We start from the raw sequence: 18,235 nt of genomic DNA on the forward strand, positions 1-18,235 counted from the left end.
AGTCGTTCCGAAGTCCAATTCGCCATCGACGCGGGCAACGAGCACGTCTAGAACCTCGGCATGCCGATGGCCGTGTGCGGCGAGTTCGGCGGCGCGGCGAAGCTGGCGTTGACGACGTAGAGCCGGTTGCCGAACGTGGCGACGGCGGTGGGGAAGTCGAACCGGGAATCACTGCTGCGGCTGACCACCCGTCCCGAGGTCCCGGAGCGGTCGATGTCCACTCTGGTCACTTGGTTGGCGAAGACTTGTGCCACGTAGAGACTGTTGCCGCGCCGCAGGATTCCGTCGTTGAAGTCCACCGATTCGCCGCCGAGATCGACCGCGGTGCTGTGCCCGGTGACAGGGTCGACCCGGTAGATCTTGCCGTCGGTCAAGTGCCCGATCAGCAGCGCGCGGCCATCGGGCGTCGTGGTGATTCCGTTGCTGTTGAGCTGGTCTGGCATGTGTGGCATCGCGCCGCTCAGCGGGATCGTTGTGCAGGCAGCGGGTAGTTCGCCGAACCGGCCGAGCGGCAGCTTGTAGAACTGGTGTCGCAGGGCATCGGTGAACCAAGCAGCGTCACGGGTCAGCACGACGTCGTCGACATAGCCGTTGCCCGTGAGCTGATAGGTGGCCAGCGTCCGGCCGGTTCGGGTGTCGATGACTCGCGCGTCGCCAGCGTCTCCTCCCGCGACGAACAGACGGCCGTGGCTGTCGTCGACCTTCATCCCCAGTGCCATTCGCCCCGGGCCCGCTGCCAGCACACGGCCGCGTCCGTCGAGCAGGTTGACCTGGTAGATCGAGCCGTCCGCCATCGAGCCGAAGTACGCCGTCGGCCATGCGCCGACCGTGATCCCCTCTGGCCGCAATCCGTTCGGCAGCTGGAGTGTGGTGGGCAGCGGCTGGGTGGCGTGCGCGGTCGGTGCAGAGACGAGAGCGGCCGCCACGAGCGCGGCGACGCACAGTTTCCGGATCAGTGGTTCCCCCAGCTCTTGAGCGGATGCTGACGCCACGGTAGAGACAATTGCGGTCACTTTGCGACCGCATTGGACCCGACCTACCGTGCTAACCTCTTACGCTGTAATGGGTTAGGAGTTGTGTGTGGTTGTTTACGCTGGTCAGGGCGATGTCAAGCGGACGATGGCCCTGTTGTGGCGGGTGTCGCCCGAGCAGCAGAAGGTCAACCCTGGCCCCAAGCAAGGGCTCACTGTCGACGAGATCGTCGACGCGGCCATCGAACTCGCCGACGCGGAAGGCATGAACGCGGTCTCCATGCGGACCGTCGGCAAGCTGCTCGGCCGCAGCGGGATGGCGCTCTATACCTACGTTCCCAGCAAAAGTGAGCTCGTTGACCTCATGTACGACCGCGCGCTCGGCGAGCTGTCGACCGAGTACGACTTTGAGCAAGGCTGGCGTGCGGCAGTGCTTGCATGGGCCGACGATTATTGGGGTTTCCTGCTCAGGCACCCGTGGGTGTTGCAGGTGTCGTCGGCGCGGCCGGTGTTGGGGCCCAACGAGTTCGCGTCCGTTGAACGGCTCGTCCGGTTGTTCGATGGCGTGGGATTGCCTGCGCTCGAACAGCGCCGGATCGTGGGGACGCTGTCAAACTTCGTGCGCGGTGCCGCGCAGATGGTCGCCGAGTCGCGGCAGGCGCAGATCGCCACTGGAGTGTCCGATGAGGACTGGTGGTACACCCGTTCTGCTGCCCTGCAAGAGATCGTGCCGGACCTTGACGACCGGTTTCCCTCGGTGGCCCGGGTCGAAGCCGAGGGCGCGACGCCGGTCGACCAGTGCGACGAAAAGCCTTACCTGGAAAGGGAAGCCGCCGAGACCTTCAAGGCCGGTCTCGTGGTGATCCTTGACGGTGTCGAAGCCGCCATTACGAAGGAATCGGCGAACGCCGCGGATTCTCCTTGTGCCACTTGAGCGTACGGGCAATTCCTTCGGTCAACTCCATCGCCGTGCCGCCGAACCGAGCGGTGAACTTGGTCGAGTCCACAAGGAACGGTTGCTCGAACTGGTAGAGGATCTCCGCGCCATGTTTGGCCACTGTGGACACCAACCCGAGTGTTTTCGCCATCTTCACCGGCAATGCGCGGAGTTTGTCCCTCCCGGCGATCGCCGCGAACTTCCGTGCGGTGGTCGGTTCGCTTGACGGCACGTGCCAGACCTCGCCCCATGAGCCAGGTTCGGCCGCGAGCGTGACCATGGTCTTGGCGAAGTCGTCGATGTACGTCGGCGTGATCGGCAGATCCGGATTGCCGAACCACATCGGCCGCTTGCCCGCGAACATCGGCGATCCGAACAGGGATTCCACCTTCGGGCCGTAAAGTTCGCCTGCCCGCGCGATCGCTACCTGCGCGTCGCCGCGTAGGTGCGCGGTCAGCAACATGTCCGCTAGCCAGGCGCGCAGCAACCCGAGATTGGACACGGGCAGCGACGGCGTGTCCTCGGTCATCGGCCCGTCGACCTTGCCGTACATCCATGTGTCATCGGCGAAAACCAGTACCGCGCCCGCCGAGCCGGCCGCCCTGATCAGCGACTGCTGAACCCGCGGGTACACCTCCAGCCACTCGGGCAGTGGCGGGCGGACGCAGTTGTACACGGCCGTCGCGCCAGCGCAGACCTCGCGCATCTGCTTCGCGTCCGCCGCGTTCGCCGCGACCAATTCGACTCCCTCGGGCACCCCGGCCCGTCCGCTGCGGTTGACCGCGCGGACCTTCTCGCCGCGTGCCAGCAGTTCCCTGACCACAACCGAGCCTGTGGCGCCGGTGGCGCCCACGATTACGTGCATTGCTCCTCCATTCCGCTACACTACTGTAGCGGAATCGGTGGAAGGGCGCGTGATGGCTCGGTTACAGGACAAACAGTTGGACGACGCGATCAGCCGGGCCACCCTCCGGCTGCTCGGCGAGGTCGGCTTCGAACGGCTGAGCATCGCCGCGGTCGCCACCCAGGCAGGCACCGCGCGGACGTCGATCTACCGGCGATGGCCGGACAAGGAAGCGTTAGTGCTCGCGGCGGTCCGGCACGAGTTCGCGAACCCCGTTGACGAGATCGACACCGGAACCCTGCGCGGCGACCTCCTTGGCCAGGCGCAAACGTTGGCCGACAGGCTCAGAAGTCAGGCAGGTGTGCTGTCGGGGCTGCTGATCGCGATACGTGACAACGGCGAGTTGGGGCGCCTGGTCCGGGAGAGCATCATCGAACGAGACCGCCGGATCATGACCGTGGCCATCGACCGGGCGACCGCGCGTGGCGAACTCGGCGGACCGGTCGACGACATCGTCACCATGGTCCCGATATCGCTGCTGTTCGCGCGGCTCATGCTGCTGGACGAGCCACTCGACGCCGCCTACCTGATCCGGATGGTGGACAAGGTCGTCATGCCGACGTTCCAGGCATATCGTGCGGCATGAGCATTCCCGTGATATCACTGCACGCCGCGCCCGAGCAGATCGGCGAGGCGTGCCGGACCCACGGCTTCTTCTACGTCACGGACCACGGGGTCGACGAGGACCTGCAAAGGCGCATCGAGCAGCAGAGCCGCGAGTTCTTCGCCGAGGACCTCGACACCAAGATGCGCATCCGGATGGAGCTCGGTGGCCGTGCCTGGCGCGGATACTTCCCGGTCGGTGACGAGCTCACGTCCGGCGAACCGGACCGCAAGGAAGGCCTGTATTTCGGCGCCGAACTGCCGCCGAGTGACCGGCCGCTGCATGGCCCCAACCTGTTCCCGTCAGACGAGTTCCGCACCACGGTTCTCGCGTACATGGCGGCTCTGACCGGCGTCGGCCACGCCCTGATGCGCGGCATCGCGCTGAGCCTGGGTCTCGACAGCGAGTACTTCGCCGACCGGTACACGCGGGACCCACTGATCCTGTTCCGGATCTTCAACTATCCGCCCGGCGGTGCCGAGGCGTGGGGCGTCGGTGAGCACACGGATTACGGCCTGCTCACGATCCTCAAGCAGGACCATCACGGCGGCTTGCAGGTGAAGTCCCAGGACACGTGGATCGACGCCGAGCCGATCCCGGGCACGTTCGTGTGCAACATCGGCGACATACTCGACCGGCTCACCGGCGGGCTGTACCGCTCGACCCCGCATCGCGTGGTCGGCACGCGTGACCACGACCGGCTGTCCTGGCCGTTCTTCTTCGACCCGAACTTCGACGCCGATGTCCGAGCTGTCGGCCAACGGGTCCTTGCTACCGAGCCGCGTTGGGACGGCGCCGACGTGCACGAGTTCGAAGGCACGTACGGCGACTACCTGCTGGCCAAGGTCTCCAAGGTGTTTCCCCAGCTCACGGACAAAATCCAAAAATCTTGACTGTCCACATGTCCTGCCCGCGTTGTGGCGACGGCCGCAGCGCTGCGACCCAGCGGCTGGAGCCGGCCTGCGAGTCGAGCCTGACTTACACCAAGGGACGCCGGGTAGCGCTGGCGAGCTGACCCGTTGTAGGGGATCTGTAGGGGACACAGCGCACTGTTGGGGATATGAAGGTCGTTCTGGCGGACAGCCACCCGATTGTCCGGTGTGGATTGAAGGCGATGCTCGCCAATGCGGGCGACATCGATGTCGTGGCCGATGTGGACAGCGCGGAGGCGGCGATCCCGGTGATCGCCAAGCACCGGCCCGAAGTACTGGTCAGCGAAATTCCTGTGCAGGTGAAGGGAACCGCGGTTGTCGTGTTCACGACCCGCGACGACGAGCACGCCATCCGGTCAGCGATCAAAGCGGGCGTCCGTGGATACATCCTGAAGACCGCGGATGACACGGAACTCGTCCGTGCCATCCGCAGCGCCGCGGCGGGCGAGCTCATCATTGGCCGCGCCGTTGCGCCCCGGCTGGCGGGGGTCTTCCAGCTGATCGAGCAGCCTTTCGCGACTCTCACCGACCGCCAACGGCAGGTCGCCGACCTGGTGGCGGGTGGTCTCGGCAACCACGCCATCGCCACCCGCCTAGGCCTGACCCCGAAGACGGTCCGCAATCACATCTCGCAGATCCTCACCACCCTCGGCCTGCCGACGAGAGCCGAGTTGTGCCAGATGGCCTCGTGACCTCGTGAGTGGTTATTCGTGTTAGAACACGGCTAACCACTCACGACCGGTATTTTTCCGCCAGTGCTCTGGCATCCCGGTCCAGCAAGATCGAGACTTCCTTGTCGGGTACCGTCATCCGGACATTGATCCGGAACTCGGTCAGCACCATCGAAGCCGCGTGCCCGCGTCCCTCGTTCGCCAGCTGCTCGGCCCGGTCGATCATCGGAATCAGATCCCGCTCCCGGTCGGGTGCGAACCGCCGGACCAGTGTCCGCAGATCCTGCGCGGAAGTCGTGACCGTGAAAGCGATCCGGTACAGCGACGTGCGCCCGGCCCGGTCGTAGGCGAGGACCTCGACCGAATGCCCAGCAAGCGCTAGCTTGTGCAAGGACAACGGCCCGGACGCGAGCGGGACCCCGTCGAGTTTCGCCTCACGATAGGCCAACCCGGAACCGGCATCCGTGGCATTCCATGCGATCGTGACCTGCTGCGAAGACCCGTAAGTCCCACCAGGATCGATCCCGGAGAAAGACAACTCGGGCGACACAGTGTCCACCTTGAACTCGGCTACCCGCTCAACCTCGACATTGCCCGAGGTGTCCGTGGACCGGTATCGCACGGCATGCGTGCCATCCGACACCGTGAACGGCTCCGTGTAACGAGCCCACGCTCCACCGTCCACACTGTACTCAGTGGATTCGACGTCCGAATCGTCGCTGGCCGCGAGCGTCACCTTTGGCGCAGTGATGTACCAACCATCCTTGCCGTCAGGCTGGGTCGTGGTCAGCACGGTCTGCGGCGCCCGACGGTCAACGACTCCGTCGCCGACGAATGTCATCGAGTCCACATAGAACAGGCTCGGTCGATCGCCACGGAACACCAGGAACAACTCCGTTGTCCCAGCCGGGCGCGCAATGTCCACAGCAGGCAGCAACACATAGTTGTCCCAGCCGCCAGTGTTCGGCACCGGAACGGTCGCGACGAGCGGGCCGGTGGTCGATCCGGCACGAAGCTCGACCGTGCCACCGCCGAACGGTGACGAGACACGCAGCCGGACCTGGTCGATCCCGGTGAAGTTGACCGGCTTGAAGGAGATCCAGTCACCGTCCGAGATGTCGCCGATCCGACGTCCTGACTCCGCGTCCGCTTGCGACACGACCCGGATGCCGGACGAGTCGTTGTAGTACTCGGCCTGCTTGTGCTTGGGCTGCAACACATGTGTAGCCCGTGCGGTCAGCGGCGGCACTCCCATGTTGCCGTTGTCGGTGTAGGAACTGTCGACCGAGTAGAAGATGTTCGCGTCCGCGTGCCCGGAGTCGAGCACGGTCGGGAACGATCCCCGGCACGCCTTGATCGGGTCCGTCGGATGCGCGTGCGCATCGTGTCCCAAGGCCGGGCTGACGGTCACCCTGGCACAGTCGATCCGCTGGTCTTCCGGATCGCTGACGTGGATGTTGAACGGTACCCGGTCGCCGAAGTCGAACATGCCACCGTTCACCGGTCGCGCGATCGACACCGTCGGCGTGGTGTTGCCGACCGAGACCGTGACGTTGGTCGATCCGGTTTTCCCTGTCGCGTCAGCGACTTCCAAATGCACGTTGTACGCGCCACGAGCGTTGAAAGTGTGCGTTGGATTGGCCTCAGTGGACGAACCACCGTCGCCGAATGTCCATTTGTAGGACAACGCGGTGCCTTCAGGATCGCTCGATCCCACGCTGGAGAAGTTCACTTGCAGCGGCACGCCGCCGGAAGTCGGCGTTGCCGTTGCCTTGGCGACCGGACGACGGTTGCCCTGCGAATAGTCGATCCGGTACAGGCCGGAATCGGGGTTGTCACGGCCATAACCGCCGCCCCACTCCAACAGGTACATCGCCCCATCAGGACCGAACTGCATGTCCATGGGCGCCAAGGTCTTCTGGCTGGCGTACCACTGGTCGATCTTCAACAGCGACCCTTGCGAGTCGAGGCCGAAGTTGAAGATCTTGTTGCGTGCCCATTCGTAGAAGAAGGGTTTTCCGTCGTAGTACGCCGGGAACTTGCGTTCCGACTGCAGGTTCGGGTCGAATCGGTAGACCGGACCGGCCATCGGCGCACCGCCGCCGGTCGCCAGTTCGGGGAATTGTGGCGAGGCGCCGTAGCCGTACCAGACTTCAGCGGCCTTGGCTGGCGGAAGATCCGTCAGTCCGGTGTTGTTTGGGGAATCGTTCTTCAGCGCCGCACAGTCGAACTTGGCGCCAGAAGTGTTCGTGGCGAAGTCGAAATCGTTGTACGGCACGTTGTTCGCCACACAGTACGGCCAGCCGTAATAGCCGGGCGAGCGGATGATGTTCCACTCCACCATGCCGTCCGGGCCTCGATTCGGGTCGGCAGTGCGGGCGTCTGGCCCGTAGTCGGCCGCGTAGATCGTGCCGTCAATGTCCACGGAGAACCGGAACGAGTTGCGGAAACCCATGGCGTAGATCTCGGGCTTGGTCTTCACCGTGCCCGGCGCGAACATGTTGCCTTGCGGAATCGAGTACCCGCCGGCGGCTTCCGGCTTGATCCGGAGGATCTTGCCGCGCAGGTCGTTGGTGTTCGCCGACGTCTTCTGCGCGTCGAAAAGGTCGCGGTCCGGCCGTTCGTCGATCGGCGCGTAACCACTGGACTGGAACGGATTCGTGTCGTCGCCGACGCCGATGTACAGGTTCCCACCAGGCCCGAAGGTCAGGTAGCCGCCGGTGTGCCCCGGTTCCTGCCTGCGGGACGCGGGCACGTCGATGATCTTCACCTCGGACGCCCGGTCGATGTGGTTGCCGTGCGCGGTGAACCGCGAAACCCGGTTGATCTCCGCGTCGCCCGGCGGCGAGTAATTGACGTAGATCCAATGGTTGGTGGCGAACGCCGGATCGACCGCGATGCCGACAATGCCGTCCTCGCCACCGGAGTACGTCGGCAATTCCATCGCGACCGGATTGGTGCCAGTCGTCGGGTCGTAAACCTTGACCTGGCCCAAAATCTCGGTGTAATAGACCCGGCCGTCGGGCGCCACGGTCAGCGCGGTCGGGGCCTTGGTGTTGGTGTCCAGCGGGACCTTCTCAAATGCACTGTCCACAGTGGCGGAACAGTCCGACGGAACGGCCTTTGCCGCTGTCTTCACGCCACCGAGCAGGTGCTGGGCGAACAAGGGCTCGCTGTACGCGCCCTGCGGATGACCCATCGCGGTGGACCAGACCTTGGCCAAGCCGACGTCACGGCACCACGAGATCGGATGATCGGGGCCCATCGCATCCGGGCCGGGGTTGTACGTCTGCTCGTCCGCGGTCACCAGAACATGCACTTTTCCACGAATGTTCTGATCGAAGTTGTACCACTCCTCGGGGCGCTGCCAGCGGTCGGGCAGCCCGGTGGTCGAGGCGTGCTGCTTGTCGGCGACCTTGGCTGTTCCCTGGAGCACGCCAGGGGAGTGGGACGGCATGTGCGCGCCCGCGTTGACCAAGTCGTCCCACCACGGGAACGTTTGCTCGATGCCCATGTCGGTCGCGTTGTGAATGGCCGCGATACCACCGCTGTTGGCGACGTACTTCTGCACGGCCTGCCGCTGTGCCTCGGTGTCCCAGACCATGCCCGAGGTCTGGAACATGATCACGACCTGGAAGCCCGCGAGGTTCGCGTCGTTGAACACCGTGGCGTCCTCGGTGTGCACGACCTCGAAGTTGTTGTCGGCAGCCAGTTGTTTGAACAGTGCCACACCGGCCGGGATCGAGTCGTGCCGGTATCCGGCGGTCTTGGTGAACAACAGCGCCCGGAATGCCGGTGCTTGCTGCGCTTGGGCTATCGCAGGGAAAAGGCCGAGTGTCAGTAACACCGCGGTCAGCACCGCGGTCACGCGTCTGCGCATGTGGAATGTCCTTACAGCAGGGATTTGAGGAAGGCGAGGCCGTCCGTGGCCAAGTCGTCTTGGCTGGTGGCGAGCGGGCGCCAGATCGACGCTGCCGTCGCGATGCTGGCATTGTGCGCGGTGAACGATTCGATACACAGTGGACCGTCGTACCCGGCGTCGCCGAGTGCGGTCAGCATGGCGCGCCAGTCGAGATGGTCGCGGCCGGGTGTGCCGCGGTCGTTGGCGCAGACCTGGACGTGTGCGATCCGGCCGGTCGCTGCCCTGATCGCGGCCGGGATGTCGGTCTCCTCGATGTTCTGGTGGTAGAAATCCAGTGCCACTCCGCAGGAAGGTAAGTCCGCCAACGCTTCCAAGGTCTGGGTGACCGTGTTGAGCAGGCTTGTCTCATACCGGTTGAGTGGTTCGACGGCGACCGTCACGCCTGCTTGTTGGGCGTGGTCGAGGACGGGCCCCAGGTTCTCCCGTAACTCGATGATGTCGTGCTTGCGCTCGATGTCGGTTGCTCGCCAGGTTCGGCCGACCGACGTGTACGCCGGGCCCGCGATCACCGGAGAACCGACTTGGGTGGCGACGTCCACACAGGACCGCAGGTAATCCTGTGTGGACGTCACCGTGCCGGCGTCCGCCCGGACGAGTTCACGCCCTGGAGGCATGACGAGCACGACGGTCGCGGCAAGGCCGAGGTCGTCGAGAAGCGCCTTGGCCGCGTCCGGTGCCCAGTCGCCCGGGTTTTCCACCGGCATCTCAATCGTGTCGAACCCCCATCCGGCGATCTTCGGCGCCAGTTCGCGCAGCGCCTCGTCGTCCAATGGGGACGTCCACACCCACGTGTTCACCCCGATGCGCATCGAGGCTTACTTCCACTTGTCGGGATAGCCCGGCATCTGCTGGCAGCCGCACAACGCGTAGTGCAACGGCGGCATGCCCTGGCTGCGATAAGTGTCCAATGTCGAGTCTGTGACGACTGGCTGTGGCAGGATCCATTCCTGCGGAACCTGTTCGCCCTTGAGGATCTTCAGCGCCGCGATCACCGGCGTCCGCCACTGGTAGGTCGGATACGTCGGCGCCTGCGCGGTCAGACCCTCGCTCTTCCACTTGTCCAGGAACTGCTGCTGGTCCTCGCCTGAGATCGCGGGCAGCTTCTTGCCCGCGTCCTCGAACGCTTCCAGCACCGGGACAGCGGCCGTACCGTCGTCCATCCAGATCCCGTTGATGTCGCCGCGCTGCAGGTAGTCCGAGACGATGCTCTTGGCCTTGGCGCCGTCGTTTCCGGTGAACTCGACGCCCGCGACCTGTACACCCTTGGCCTTGAAGATCCGTTCACCCGCGGCCCACCGGTGTTCGAGCACGTCAACGCCGGGCAGCACGCGCAGCGCGAGCACCTTGCCGCCTTGGCCGACCTTGTCCGACAGGAACTCCGCGGCGGTCGCGCCGAACGCGTAACCACCGATGGGGTGGATGAACGTGACCGGGCACTTGGTGTTCACGCCACGGTCGAACACGATCACCGGAATTCCTTTGACACAGGCCGCTTCCACGGCCGGAGTCAGCGTCGCGGTGGTGTTCGGCGACACGATCAGCGCATTGCAGCCGCCGGACGTCAGCTGCTGGATGTCACTGATCTGCTTGTCGTCCTTGGCTTCCGCGTCCAGCACGGTGAACTTGGCGACGTCCGGATGCAAGGTCGCCTCGACCTGCATGGTCTTCCAGCCGACCTGGCGCCATGGATTGTCCACTGAGGCGTTGGAGAAACAGATCTCGTACGGCCCGGCTTTGGCGTATCTGCCGGTGTCGACCATGGTCGGCTGCAGCGCCTGTTCCCATGGCTTGTCGGCGGGGCCTTCCGGTTTGGCGTCCCGCAAGGACAGTTGCCGGTCGTATTCGGCCTGGCTGAAGAACTCTTCCTTGACCGCGGTCGCCGTGGTCCCCGGCGGGGTGGTCGTTGGTAAGTCGGTCGAGCAGGCACTGAGGGCAAGCAAGCCGGCGACGCTGGCGGTCATCCACCGTTTCACGCTTTCTTCCTCCTCCAGTTGATGGCCGCGTAGGCGACGGCCGCGATGATGATCACGCCCTGCACGGTGGATTCCAGGCCACCGGCCACACCGAGCAGGTTCAGCAACGAGAACAACGATTCCAAAGTGAGCGCTCCGGCCATGGCGGCGACAACCGAGCCACGGCCGCCGCCAAGCACCACGCCACCGAGCACGACAGCGGTGATCACGCGGAACTCCAAGCCATCTCCGACCTGAGCGGAGACTCCAGCGAATCCGCCGAGCAGGATCGCGGCGACAGCGGCAGATAGTCCAGAGAGGACAAAAGCGAGCGTGCGCAGCCGTTCCACTCGGCCACCGCCGAACCACACCGCGGTTTCGTTGTCACCGACAGCGACCAGCGTGCGGCCGGTCGGGCTGCGCATGAACCACACGGCCGCGGCCACGATCACCGCGAGCACCACGACCGACCATGGCAGCTGGCCGATCACTGGAATGCCATCGATCCCTTGCCTGCCAATGACTCGGAAGGAGTCTGACAGCGCACCGCGTGGTGCGCCGCCTGTCCACAGGAACACCGCGCCATCCAAGACGAGCAGCATGCCCAGGGTGACGATGAAGGAGGGGACGAGCAGCCGGGTGGTGATCGCTCCGTTGACGAGGCCGACGAACGCGCCGATGCCAAGCATCAACAAGATCACCCACAGCGTCGCGGACTCGTCGCCGTCGATCAGCCGGGCCGCGATCACCACCTCGGCGGTGACGAGCGAGCCGACCGACAGGTCGAACCCGCCGCTGACGATCACGAAGTACTGTCCGATCGCCAAGATCATCAAAGGCGCCGCGCGCTTGAGCAACGCGAGGTACCCGGCCGGTTCCTGATAGGACGAACCCGCGAAGGCAAGAGCGACAAGCAAAACAGCCAGCACGGCCAGTACGGGAATCGTGCTCGACGCGAGTTTCGGGCGCTTGGTTTCGGTTTGCGTCATCTGGCCGTCCTCGCAAGCTGGCTACGGGCGTAGAGGGCGACCGCGACGATCAGGACCGCGCCGCGGACCACGTCTTTCAGGAACGGCGTCACGCCGAGGTCGTCGAAGATCGTGTCGAGCGTGGCCAAGATCAGGACACCGCCGATGGTTCCGGCGACACCACCGCGCCCGCCGGACAGCAGCGTGCCGCCGAGCACCACGGCCGCGATCGACTCCAGGTCGTAGCCGCCGTCGGTGCCGACATACGGCGCACCCGACCCTAGCCTGCTGACCAGGAACAATGCCGCGAGCCCGGCCATCACCGAGCACAGAACGTGCATTTTGACGATCGTGCGGCTGCTCCTGATTCCGGACAGCCGTGCGACTTCGATGTCGCCGCCGACCGCGTAGACGTGATAGCCGCCCTTGGTGCGGGTCAGATACCACCACGCGATCACTGCGAGTGCCAGCATGACCAATGTGGACACTGGGACCGGGCCGATCCGGTCGTACCCAAGGTGTTGGAAGCCTCGCGGCACCGAACCGGCTGGGCCCGTGTAGTTGTTCTCCAGATAGCCACGGATGATCAGCGCGAAGCCCAGAGTCGCGATGAACGCGTTCACCTTCAGCGCGGTGATCACCAGACCGTTCACCAGGCCGACGACCGCGGCGAAACCAATGGTCAGCAGTACCGCGGGCACGATCATGCCGGGATCGCCCGCCATGGTCTCGGCCGCGATCAGCGAGCAGAGGCCGACCAGGTAGGCCACCGACAGGTCGAGGGAACCGGTCAGGATGACCATGGTCTGGCCGATCGCGACCAGGCCAAGCACGGTGCCGCGGGTCAGGATGTTGAGGATGCCGCCGTGATCGAGCAGGACGCCGCCCTGCATCCCGACCAGGATGCTGCCGACGATGAGCAGCACCACGAGTGCGATGTAGACGGACGTGGTCGGCGTCAGCCTCGCGGTTCTGTTGTGCCGCACGGATTGTTTCGTTGCCGTCGCTGTCACGCCTGGCCTCCCGTCGCGAGGGCCATCACGGCTTCCTCGGATGAGTCGGCGGGCAGTTCACCGGCCAGCCGTCCGTCGTGCATGACGAGGATCCGGTCGCTCATCCCGATCAGTTCCGGCAGGTCGCTGGAGATCATCAGGATCGCGACCCCGCTGTCGGCCAGTTCCCGCAACAGCTCGTAGACGGTCTTCTTCGCGCCGACATCGATACCCCGGGTCGGCTCGTCGGCGATCAGGACCGTCGGCTTGACCGCGAGCCACTTCGCCAGCACGACTTTCTGCTGGTTGCCGCCCGACAGGTACCGCACCTCCTGGTCTGTGCCCCTGGACACCAGCCGGACCGATCGCAGCAGCTGCTCGACATCGATCCGGGCACGCCCGAAGGCCGCGTTGCGCACGAGCATTGTGTTGTCGCGGACTGTCTGGCGCAGCGCGAGACCTTCGCCTTTGCGGTCCTCGGTGAGATGGGCGATGCCGTGCCGGATTGCCGCCCGTGGGGACCGGATGTGCACCAGCTGACCGTCCACTTCGAACTTACCGGTGGTCAGCGGGTCGACCCCGCAGAGGGCGCGGGCCACCGCGGACCGGCCCGCGCCCTGCAGGCCAGCGAGACCGACGATCTCACCGGCGGATAACTCGATCGTGATGTCGTGCAGTCGCTTGTTGCCGCCGTTTCGGACCGATAGTCTTGTCGCGCCAACGGTTTTCGCGCGGTCCGGGAACATCGTGTTGAGCGGCCTGCCAACCATCGCTCGTACCAGCTCATCGGGGGAAAGCTGGTTCGGGCGAGTTGATGTGACGAGCAGGCCGTCTTTCAACACGGTGATGCGTTGGCTGAGATCGAACACCTCACGCATCCGGTGTGAGACGTACAGCACTGCGATCCCGCTCGACCGCAACCTGTCTACCAGGTCATACAGCAACTCGACCTCATGATCGGCCAGTGCCGCGGTCGGTTCGTCCATCGCGATCACGCGGGCGTCCATCGACAACGCCTTGACGATCTCCACGACCTGCTGCCGCGCCACCGGTAACCGGCGGACCTGGGTGCGTGGCGCGATCGCGTGCTCGCCCAGCCGGTCGAGCAGATCCGCGGTGTCGGCTTCCATCCGTCTGCGATCGACTTGCCCGCGCCGGACCGGTTCCCGGCCGAGGTAGACGTTCTCCGCGACGCTCCGGTCGGGTAACAGGGTCAGTTCCTGGTGCACGATCGCGATTCCGGCTCTTTGGGCGTCGCGCGGCGACGTGAACGACACCGTCTGGCCATTGAGGACGATCTCGCCAGCGTCCGGCCGGTGCACCCCGGCGAGGATCTTCATCAGGGTGGACTTGCCCGCGCCGTTCTCGCCGACCAGCGCGTGCACCTCGCCGCCGTGCAGATCGAGGTCGACATCCTTGAGCACGGTGACGCCAAGGAACTGCTTGCTGATCCCGCTCATCCGTACGATCGGCGCCATTGCCCACCCCAGTCCTCGACGGACTCCGGACAGAGACTGTGCTGTCGCTCACAGTCATGATCGGAACCTAACGAAGGACTTACGTCGTCGTCAAACAAAAGTCTCGTCGACTTCGGCAAAACTGACCAAAGTCCCTCGAATGCAGTAGTTGCCTGGTCACGGGTGACAGTGGGTGTCGATCGTGGGGGTGGATCGGAAATGGGCGACGGGCAACCCCTAGGGCTCGGCGGCCGATCCTGGTTATTTGTAGTCGGGATGTAGCGAGGTGCCCGAAGCTGCAGGATCTGTGGCACGGCGGGTGTTGGGGAGGTAGCCGTGGAATTTCAGCTGCTCGGGCCGGTCAGGGCGATCAGCGACGGCAGGCAGGTCGATCTGGGGGTGCGCAAGCAGCGGTTCGTGCTGGCGATGATGTTGCTGGACGCGAACAAGCTGGTGCCCGCCGACCGGCTGGTCGAGCTGACGTGGCCGGACGAGGCGCCGCGGAGTGCTCGTGGCGTGATCCACACGCATATCAGCAGGTTGCGGTCGGTGCTCAACGCCGCCGATGCTGAACGGCACGGCGTCGCGCTGATCAGCAACGGGCCGGGCTACATGATGAAGTGCGATCCGAAGCGCATCGACGTCAACAAGTTCATGGACTTGTGCACCGAAGCCCGGGGGCTTGCGGAGGAAGAGGCTCGGATCCGGGTGCTCGACGACGCGCTGGCTCTGTGGGACGGTCCGGCGCTCGCGTCCGTCGCTCCCGAAGAGGTGCGGGCTCGTCTGACTCGGCACCTCGACGAAGCCAGGCTATTGGCGATGGAAGAGCGGATCGACGCCCACATGCGGCTGGGCAGGCACGCCGAAGTGATCCACGAGCTCACCGAACTCGAGGCGCAGCACCCTTACCGGCAGCAGATCGTCGCGCAGTTGATGCTCGCGCTGCACCGCAGCGACCGCGGGCCGGACGCTTTGACCGCGTACCAGAAGCTGTATCACCGGCTGGACCACGAGCTTGGCGTCGAACCGGCGCCTGCCCTGCGTGACCTGCAGACACGGATCCTGCGCGACGATCCGGCGCTGAAGCTCAACCCCAAGGAGAAGATCAAAGCCGGGCCACGCCAGCTGCCGCCGGACGTCGACCACTACATCGGGCGGCAAGGGCACATCGACGAGATCTGCGAACTGCTGATCCCGCGAACCGACGACGTCCTGCCGATCGTCGCGGTGACCGGCAAGCCAGGCCTCGGCAAAACCGCGCTCGCGGTCAAAGCCGGGCGCAAGCTCGTCGCCAAGTTCCCCGACGGCCAACTGTTCATCGACCTGCACGGCAACAGCCCACGTCCGCGTGACCCGAGCGAAGTGCTCGCCAGGTTCCTGCGTGACCTTGGTGTCGACGGCGCCGATGTTCCGTCGACTCTGGAAGAGCGGGTCGGGCTCTTCCGGGACCGAACGGCAGGCCGGCGCATCCTGGTCGTGCTGGACAACGCGGCGACCGAGCAGCAGGTCCGGCTGCTGATCCCCGGCAACGCCGAGTGTGCGGTGCTGATCACCAGTAGGCGCCGGTTGACCGGCCTGGACATGCGCAAACTCGTCGATTTGGACGTGCTCGACCGATCCGACGCGCTCGAATTGCTGACGGATCTGGTCGGAACCGAGCGCCTGGCAACAGACGACACACACGCACAGCGGATCGTCGACCTGTGCGGCGGACTGCCGTTGGCACTTCGGATCGTCGGCACCAAACTGCGGTCCCGCCCGCACCTGACGGCTTCATCGCTCGCCGAACGTCTGGAAGACGAACGCACCCGCCTGGACGAACTGGTCGGCGGGGACCGGGAAATAAGAGCAAGTTTCCTGCTCAGCTACGACAGCCTGGACGAGGAACACCAGCGCGCGTTCCGGCTGCTGGCCTTGATGCCGGACAACGGCCTGCCCCCATGGGCGGTCGCGGCGGTTCTCGACGTGGACTACCGCACCTCGGAGCGCCTCGTCGAGGACCTTGTCGACGTCAACCTGGTCGAGGCCACGCCAGGCCGCTACCAGTTCCACGACCTGATGCGGCTGTACGCACAGGAGAAACTCGCGGACGACCCTTCCCGGGACGAGGCGCGGATCAGGCTGATCAACGCCTACCTGTACCTGGGCAAGCGAGCCGACGCGATGCTGGACTTCGGCGGCCTGCACCAATTCAACCCACCACAGTTCACAATGGACACCCCAGGTGTCCTCGCGGAAATCGACCGCGGCCCAGCGTTGTGGCTGGACCAGGAGTACCCGGCGATCCTGGAAGCCATCGAGCACGCGGCGGCAACCGGCATGGATGAGCTGACGTGCCAGCTCTCCGCGACGGTCGCGGCCTTCTTCGAGCTGCGCGCCCAGTGGGCGGACCTGAAGCGGGTGGGCGAGCTCAGCCTGGCCGCGGCCGGCCGATTCTCCAGTCCTTACTGGACGGCATACGCACAGTTCGCAGTGGGTTTGGCGGCCCGTGAGACCAGAGACTTCCGACGTGCGGAGGAATCGTTCCGGGCAGGCCTGCAGATCCTGCCGAAAGCTCACGACCCACTGCTCGAAGTCGTCACCCTGCTCTCGGTCGGAGTGGCCGAGCGCCTGCAGGGCCGATGGGACGAAGCAGCGAAGTACTTCGACGGCTGCCTCTCGGTCCTCGAAGCCCTCGACAAACCCCGCTGGCGCGCATACACACTGCGCGAATCCGGCGTGCTCGACCGCTACCGGGGCAACTGGGACCGCGCGGAACAGCGGCTTCGTGAGGCCATCGGGACTTTCGAGCGTCTGGGTGACCAGCGGTGGATCGGTGCCACATTGCGGGAACTGGGCATTGTGCGTCGAGGTGTTGGCGATTACGCGGGTTCACTCGAGATCCTGCTGAAGAGCCGGGATGCCTTGCGCGGCGCGGGTGACCTGCGGCGGGAGGGTGCTTCGTTGCGTTGCCTGGCGGAGACGCATCGGGCTCTTGGGTCGTTTGAGGAAGCCCGTGCTTGTGCCGAGCAAGGGTTGGACATTCTAGAGTTGACGCTGGACTCGCATGGTTTGGCGTGTACCCAGGTTGTCCTGGCCGACGTGTTGATGGACATGGGTGACATCTCCGGCGCGGGTGTGCAGCTTGAGAAGGGGCTCGTGGCGCTTCGCGTAAGCGGCGACCCGCGTTGGCACGGCAAAGCTTTGGTTACGCGGGCACGGTATTTGTCGCTGACCGGTGATGCGTGCGGGGCAGAGGTAGCCATTGACGAGGCCCGGACGCTGCTGCTCGACGTAGGCGCTTTCGAGGCAGGGCTAATCTCAGGGAAATTGGCTCGACTCGTAGGCCCAAGTTGCTGAACGGTCAGTGCCAGGCGCCTCCGCGCCCTTGATCTGACGGCCGGTACTGCTGCTGGTAGTTGGGCGAACAGGACTGGGATGGCTTGTGCTGCGGATGCCGGCTCGGCTGTTGCTGAGCCAGCTCGTGCGGTGCTGGCTGGTATTGGCCTCCCGGGTGCTCGGGTGGCTGATGCTGCCGATGGTGGCTCGGCTCGTAGTGTGATGGCTCGTGCTGCGCTGGCGGGTGCTGTGGATGCTGGGTGGACTGGAGCTGGGACAGCTCGTGCTGCGCTGCGTGTTGCTGGGCTGGGGTGTGCTCGGCTGGTGGGTGCGTCTGGTGATGGGATGGGTCATGCCGCGCTGGCTGATACTGAGGTGGCGCGGGTTGCCACTGCTGGTGCTGGGTTGGTGCGGGCTGGGCGGGTTGATGGTGCGTTAGTCAGTCTGTCCTCTGGTGAGGACGCCCGTTGAGGGGTGAAAATCGGTGTTGGCTGCCCGCTGACGTCGTTGTCTCTATGGTCTGTGAAGGCCGTGCGTTAGTCGGACGCTGGGAGCCCTTGGTGGGCCCTTGATTGTTGCTTCGAGCACGCGGATCAGATTCGTTGTT

14 protein-coding genes are annotated in these 18,235 nt (G+C 65.1%); 6 read left to right on the forward strand and 8 right to left on the reverse strand.

Annotation, left to right across the window (positions count from 1 at the left end; all coding sequences use genetic code 11):
* Positions 1-47: 47 nt before the first annotated feature.
* Positions 48-992: an NHL repeat-containing protein gene (locus LWC34_RS06935; protein ID WP_233723824.1), complete on the reverse strand. Its 945-nt coding sequence runs from the start codon at positions 990-992 to the stop codon at positions 48-50.
* Positions 993-1,080: 88 nt separating this feature from the next.
* Here LWC34_RS06935 and LWC34_RS06940 point away from each other — a divergent pair, with 88 nt between their 5' ends.
* Complete coding sequence (locus LWC34_RS06940) at positions 1,081-1,905, forward strand: TetR/AcrR family transcriptional regulator (RefSeq protein ID WP_233723825.1); 825 nt, start codon at positions 1,081-1,083, stop codon at positions 1,903-1,905.
* Here LWC34_RS06940 and LWC34_RS06945 read toward each other — a convergent pair.
* Positions 1,859-2,773, reverse strand: coding sequence for an NAD-dependent epimerase/dehydratase family protein (locus LWC34_RS06945; protein ID WP_233723827.1), 915 nt, complete (start codon positions 2,771-2,773; stop codon positions 1,859-1,861). The genes LWC34_RS06940 and LWC34_RS06945 overlap by 47 nt on opposite strands.
* A gap of 52 nt (positions 2,774-2,825) precedes the next feature.
* Between LWC34_RS06945 and LWC34_RS06950 the strand changes: the two genes are divergently transcribed.
* The 3 genes from LWC34_RS06950 to LWC34_RS06960 all read left to right on the forward strand — a co-directional run bounded on the left by LWC34_RS06950 (position 2,826) and on the right by LWC34_RS06960 (position 5,040).
* Complete coding sequence (locus LWC34_RS06950) at positions 2,826-3,398, forward strand: TetR/AcrR family transcriptional regulator (RefSeq protein WP_233723829.1); 573 nt, start codon at positions 2,826-2,828, stop codon at positions 3,396-3,398.
* Entirely contained in the window at positions 3,395-4,309 is a 915-nt protein-coding gene (locus LWC34_RS06955; RefSeq protein WP_233723831.1) for an isopenicillin N synthase family dioxygenase, read from the forward strand. Before LWC34_RS06950 ends, LWC34_RS06955 begins: the two co-directional genes overlap by 4 nt.
* 167 nt (positions 4,310-4,476) lie before the next feature.
* Positions 4,477-5,040, forward strand: a complete 564-nt coding sequence (locus LWC34_RS06960) for a LuxR C-terminal-related transcriptional regulator (protein ID WP_233723833.1) — start codon at positions 4,477-4,479, stop codon at positions 5,038-5,040.
* Between the two features lie 40 nt (positions 5,041-5,080).
* Here LWC34_RS06960 and LWC34_RS06965 read toward each other — a convergent pair whose 3' ends face one another.
* The 6 genes from LWC34_RS06965 to LWC34_RS06990 are packed head-to-tail and all read right to left on the reverse strand — an operon-like array spanning position 5,081 to position 14,331.
* A complete protein-coding gene (locus LWC34_RS06965; RefSeq protein WP_233723834.1) occupies positions 5,081-8,899 on the reverse strand; it encodes a ThuA domain-containing protein in 3,819 nt (1,272 codons plus the stop codon).
* A gap of 11 nt (positions 8,900-8,910) precedes the next feature.
* Entirely contained in the window at positions 8,911-9,750 is an 840-nt protein-coding gene (locus tag LWC34_RS06970; protein ID WP_233723836.1) for a sugar phosphate isomerase/epimerase family protein, read from the reverse strand.
* A gap of 6 nt (positions 9,751-9,756) precedes the next feature.
* Complete coding sequence (locus tag LWC34_RS06975) at positions 9,757-10,902, reverse strand: substrate-binding domain-containing protein (protein WP_233726378.1); 1,146 nt, start codon at positions 10,900-10,902, stop codon at positions 9,757-9,759.
* 8 nt (positions 10,903-10,910) lie between these two features.
* Entirely contained in the window at positions 10,911-11,882 is a 972-nt protein-coding gene (locus tag LWC34_RS06980) for an ABC transporter permease (protein ID WP_233723838.1), read from the reverse strand.
* Positions 11,879-12,874 carry an ABC transporter permease gene (locus tag LWC34_RS06985; protein WP_372496431.1) on the reverse strand — a complete coding sequence of 332 codons (996 nt, stop codon included), beginning with the start codon at positions 12,872-12,874 and terminating at the stop codon, positions 11,879-11,881. The genes LWC34_RS06980 and LWC34_RS06985 overlap by 4 nt, the downstream gene beginning before the upstream one ends.
* Positions 12,871-14,331 carry a sugar ABC transporter ATP-binding protein gene (locus tag LWC34_RS06990; protein WP_233723839.1) on the reverse strand — a complete coding sequence of 487 codons (1,461 nt, stop codon included), beginning with the start codon at positions 14,329-14,331 and terminating at the stop codon, positions 12,871-12,873. Before LWC34_RS06990 ends, LWC34_RS06985 begins: the two co-directional genes overlap by 4 nt.
* Positions 14,332-14,646: 315 nt before the next feature.
* Between LWC34_RS06990 and LWC34_RS06995 the strand changes: the two genes are divergently transcribed.
* Both LWC34_RS06995 and LWC34_RS07000 read left to right on the forward strand, forming a co-directional pair.
* Positions 14,647-17,649 carry an AfsR/SARP family transcriptional regulator gene (locus LWC34_RS06995; protein ID WP_233723841.1) on the forward strand — a complete coding sequence of 1,001 codons (3,003 nt, stop codon included), beginning with the start codon at positions 14,647-14,649 and terminating at the stop codon, positions 17,647-17,649.
* 208 nt (positions 17,650-17,857) lie between these two features.
* Positions 17,858-18,067 carry a hypothetical protein gene (locus LWC34_RS07000; protein ID WP_233723843.1) on the forward strand — a complete coding sequence of 70 codons (210 nt, stop codon included), beginning with the start codon at positions 17,858-17,860 and terminating at the stop codon, positions 18,065-18,067.
* Positions 18,068-18,235 lie beyond the last annotated feature (168 nt).

Source organism: Kibdelosporangium philippinense (genome assembly GCF_021390435.2).
Lineage (GTDB): Bacteria > Actinomycetota > Actinomycetes > Mycobacteriales > Pseudonocardiaceae > Kibdelosporangium > Kibdelosporangium philippinense.

Bases quoted from the DNA above. Each gene is read 5' to 3' on its own strand.
- LWC34_RS06945 (WP_233723827.1), bottom strand. From the start codon at position 2,773: ATGCACGTAATCGTGGGCGCCACCGGCGCCACAGGCTCGGTTGTGGTC.
- LWC34_RS06950 (WP_233723829.1), top strand. From the start codon at position 2,826: ATGGCTCGGTTACAGGACAAACAGTTGGACGACGCGATCAGCCGGGCC.
- LWC34_RS06955 (WP_233723831.1), top strand. From the start codon at position 3,395: ATGAGCATTCCCGTGATATCACTGCACGCCGCGCCCGAGCAGATCGGC.
- LWC34_RS06960 (WP_233723833.1), top strand. From the start codon at position 4,477: ATGAAGGTCGTTCTGGCGGACAGCCACCCGATTGTCCGGTGTGGATTG.
- LWC34_RS06965 (WP_233723834.1), bottom strand. From the start codon at position 8,899: ATGCGCAGACGCGTGACCGCGGTGCTGACCGCGGTGTTACTGACACTC.
- LWC34_RS06970 (WP_233723836.1), bottom strand. From the start codon at position 9,750: ATGCGCATCGGGGTGAACACGTGGGTGTGGACGTCCCCATTGGACGAC.
- LWC34_RS06975 (WP_233726378.1), bottom strand. From the start codon at position 10,902: ATGACCGCCAGCGTCGCCGGCTTGCTTGCCCTCAGTGCCTGCTCGACC.
- LWC34_RS06980 (WP_233723838.1), bottom strand. From the start codon at position 11,882: ATGACGCAAACCGAAACCAAGCGCCCGAAACTCGCGTCGAGCACGATT.
- LWC34_RS06990 (WP_233723839.1), bottom strand. From the start codon at position 14,331: ATGGCGCCGATCGTACGGATGAGCGGGATCAGCAAGCAGTTCCTTGGC.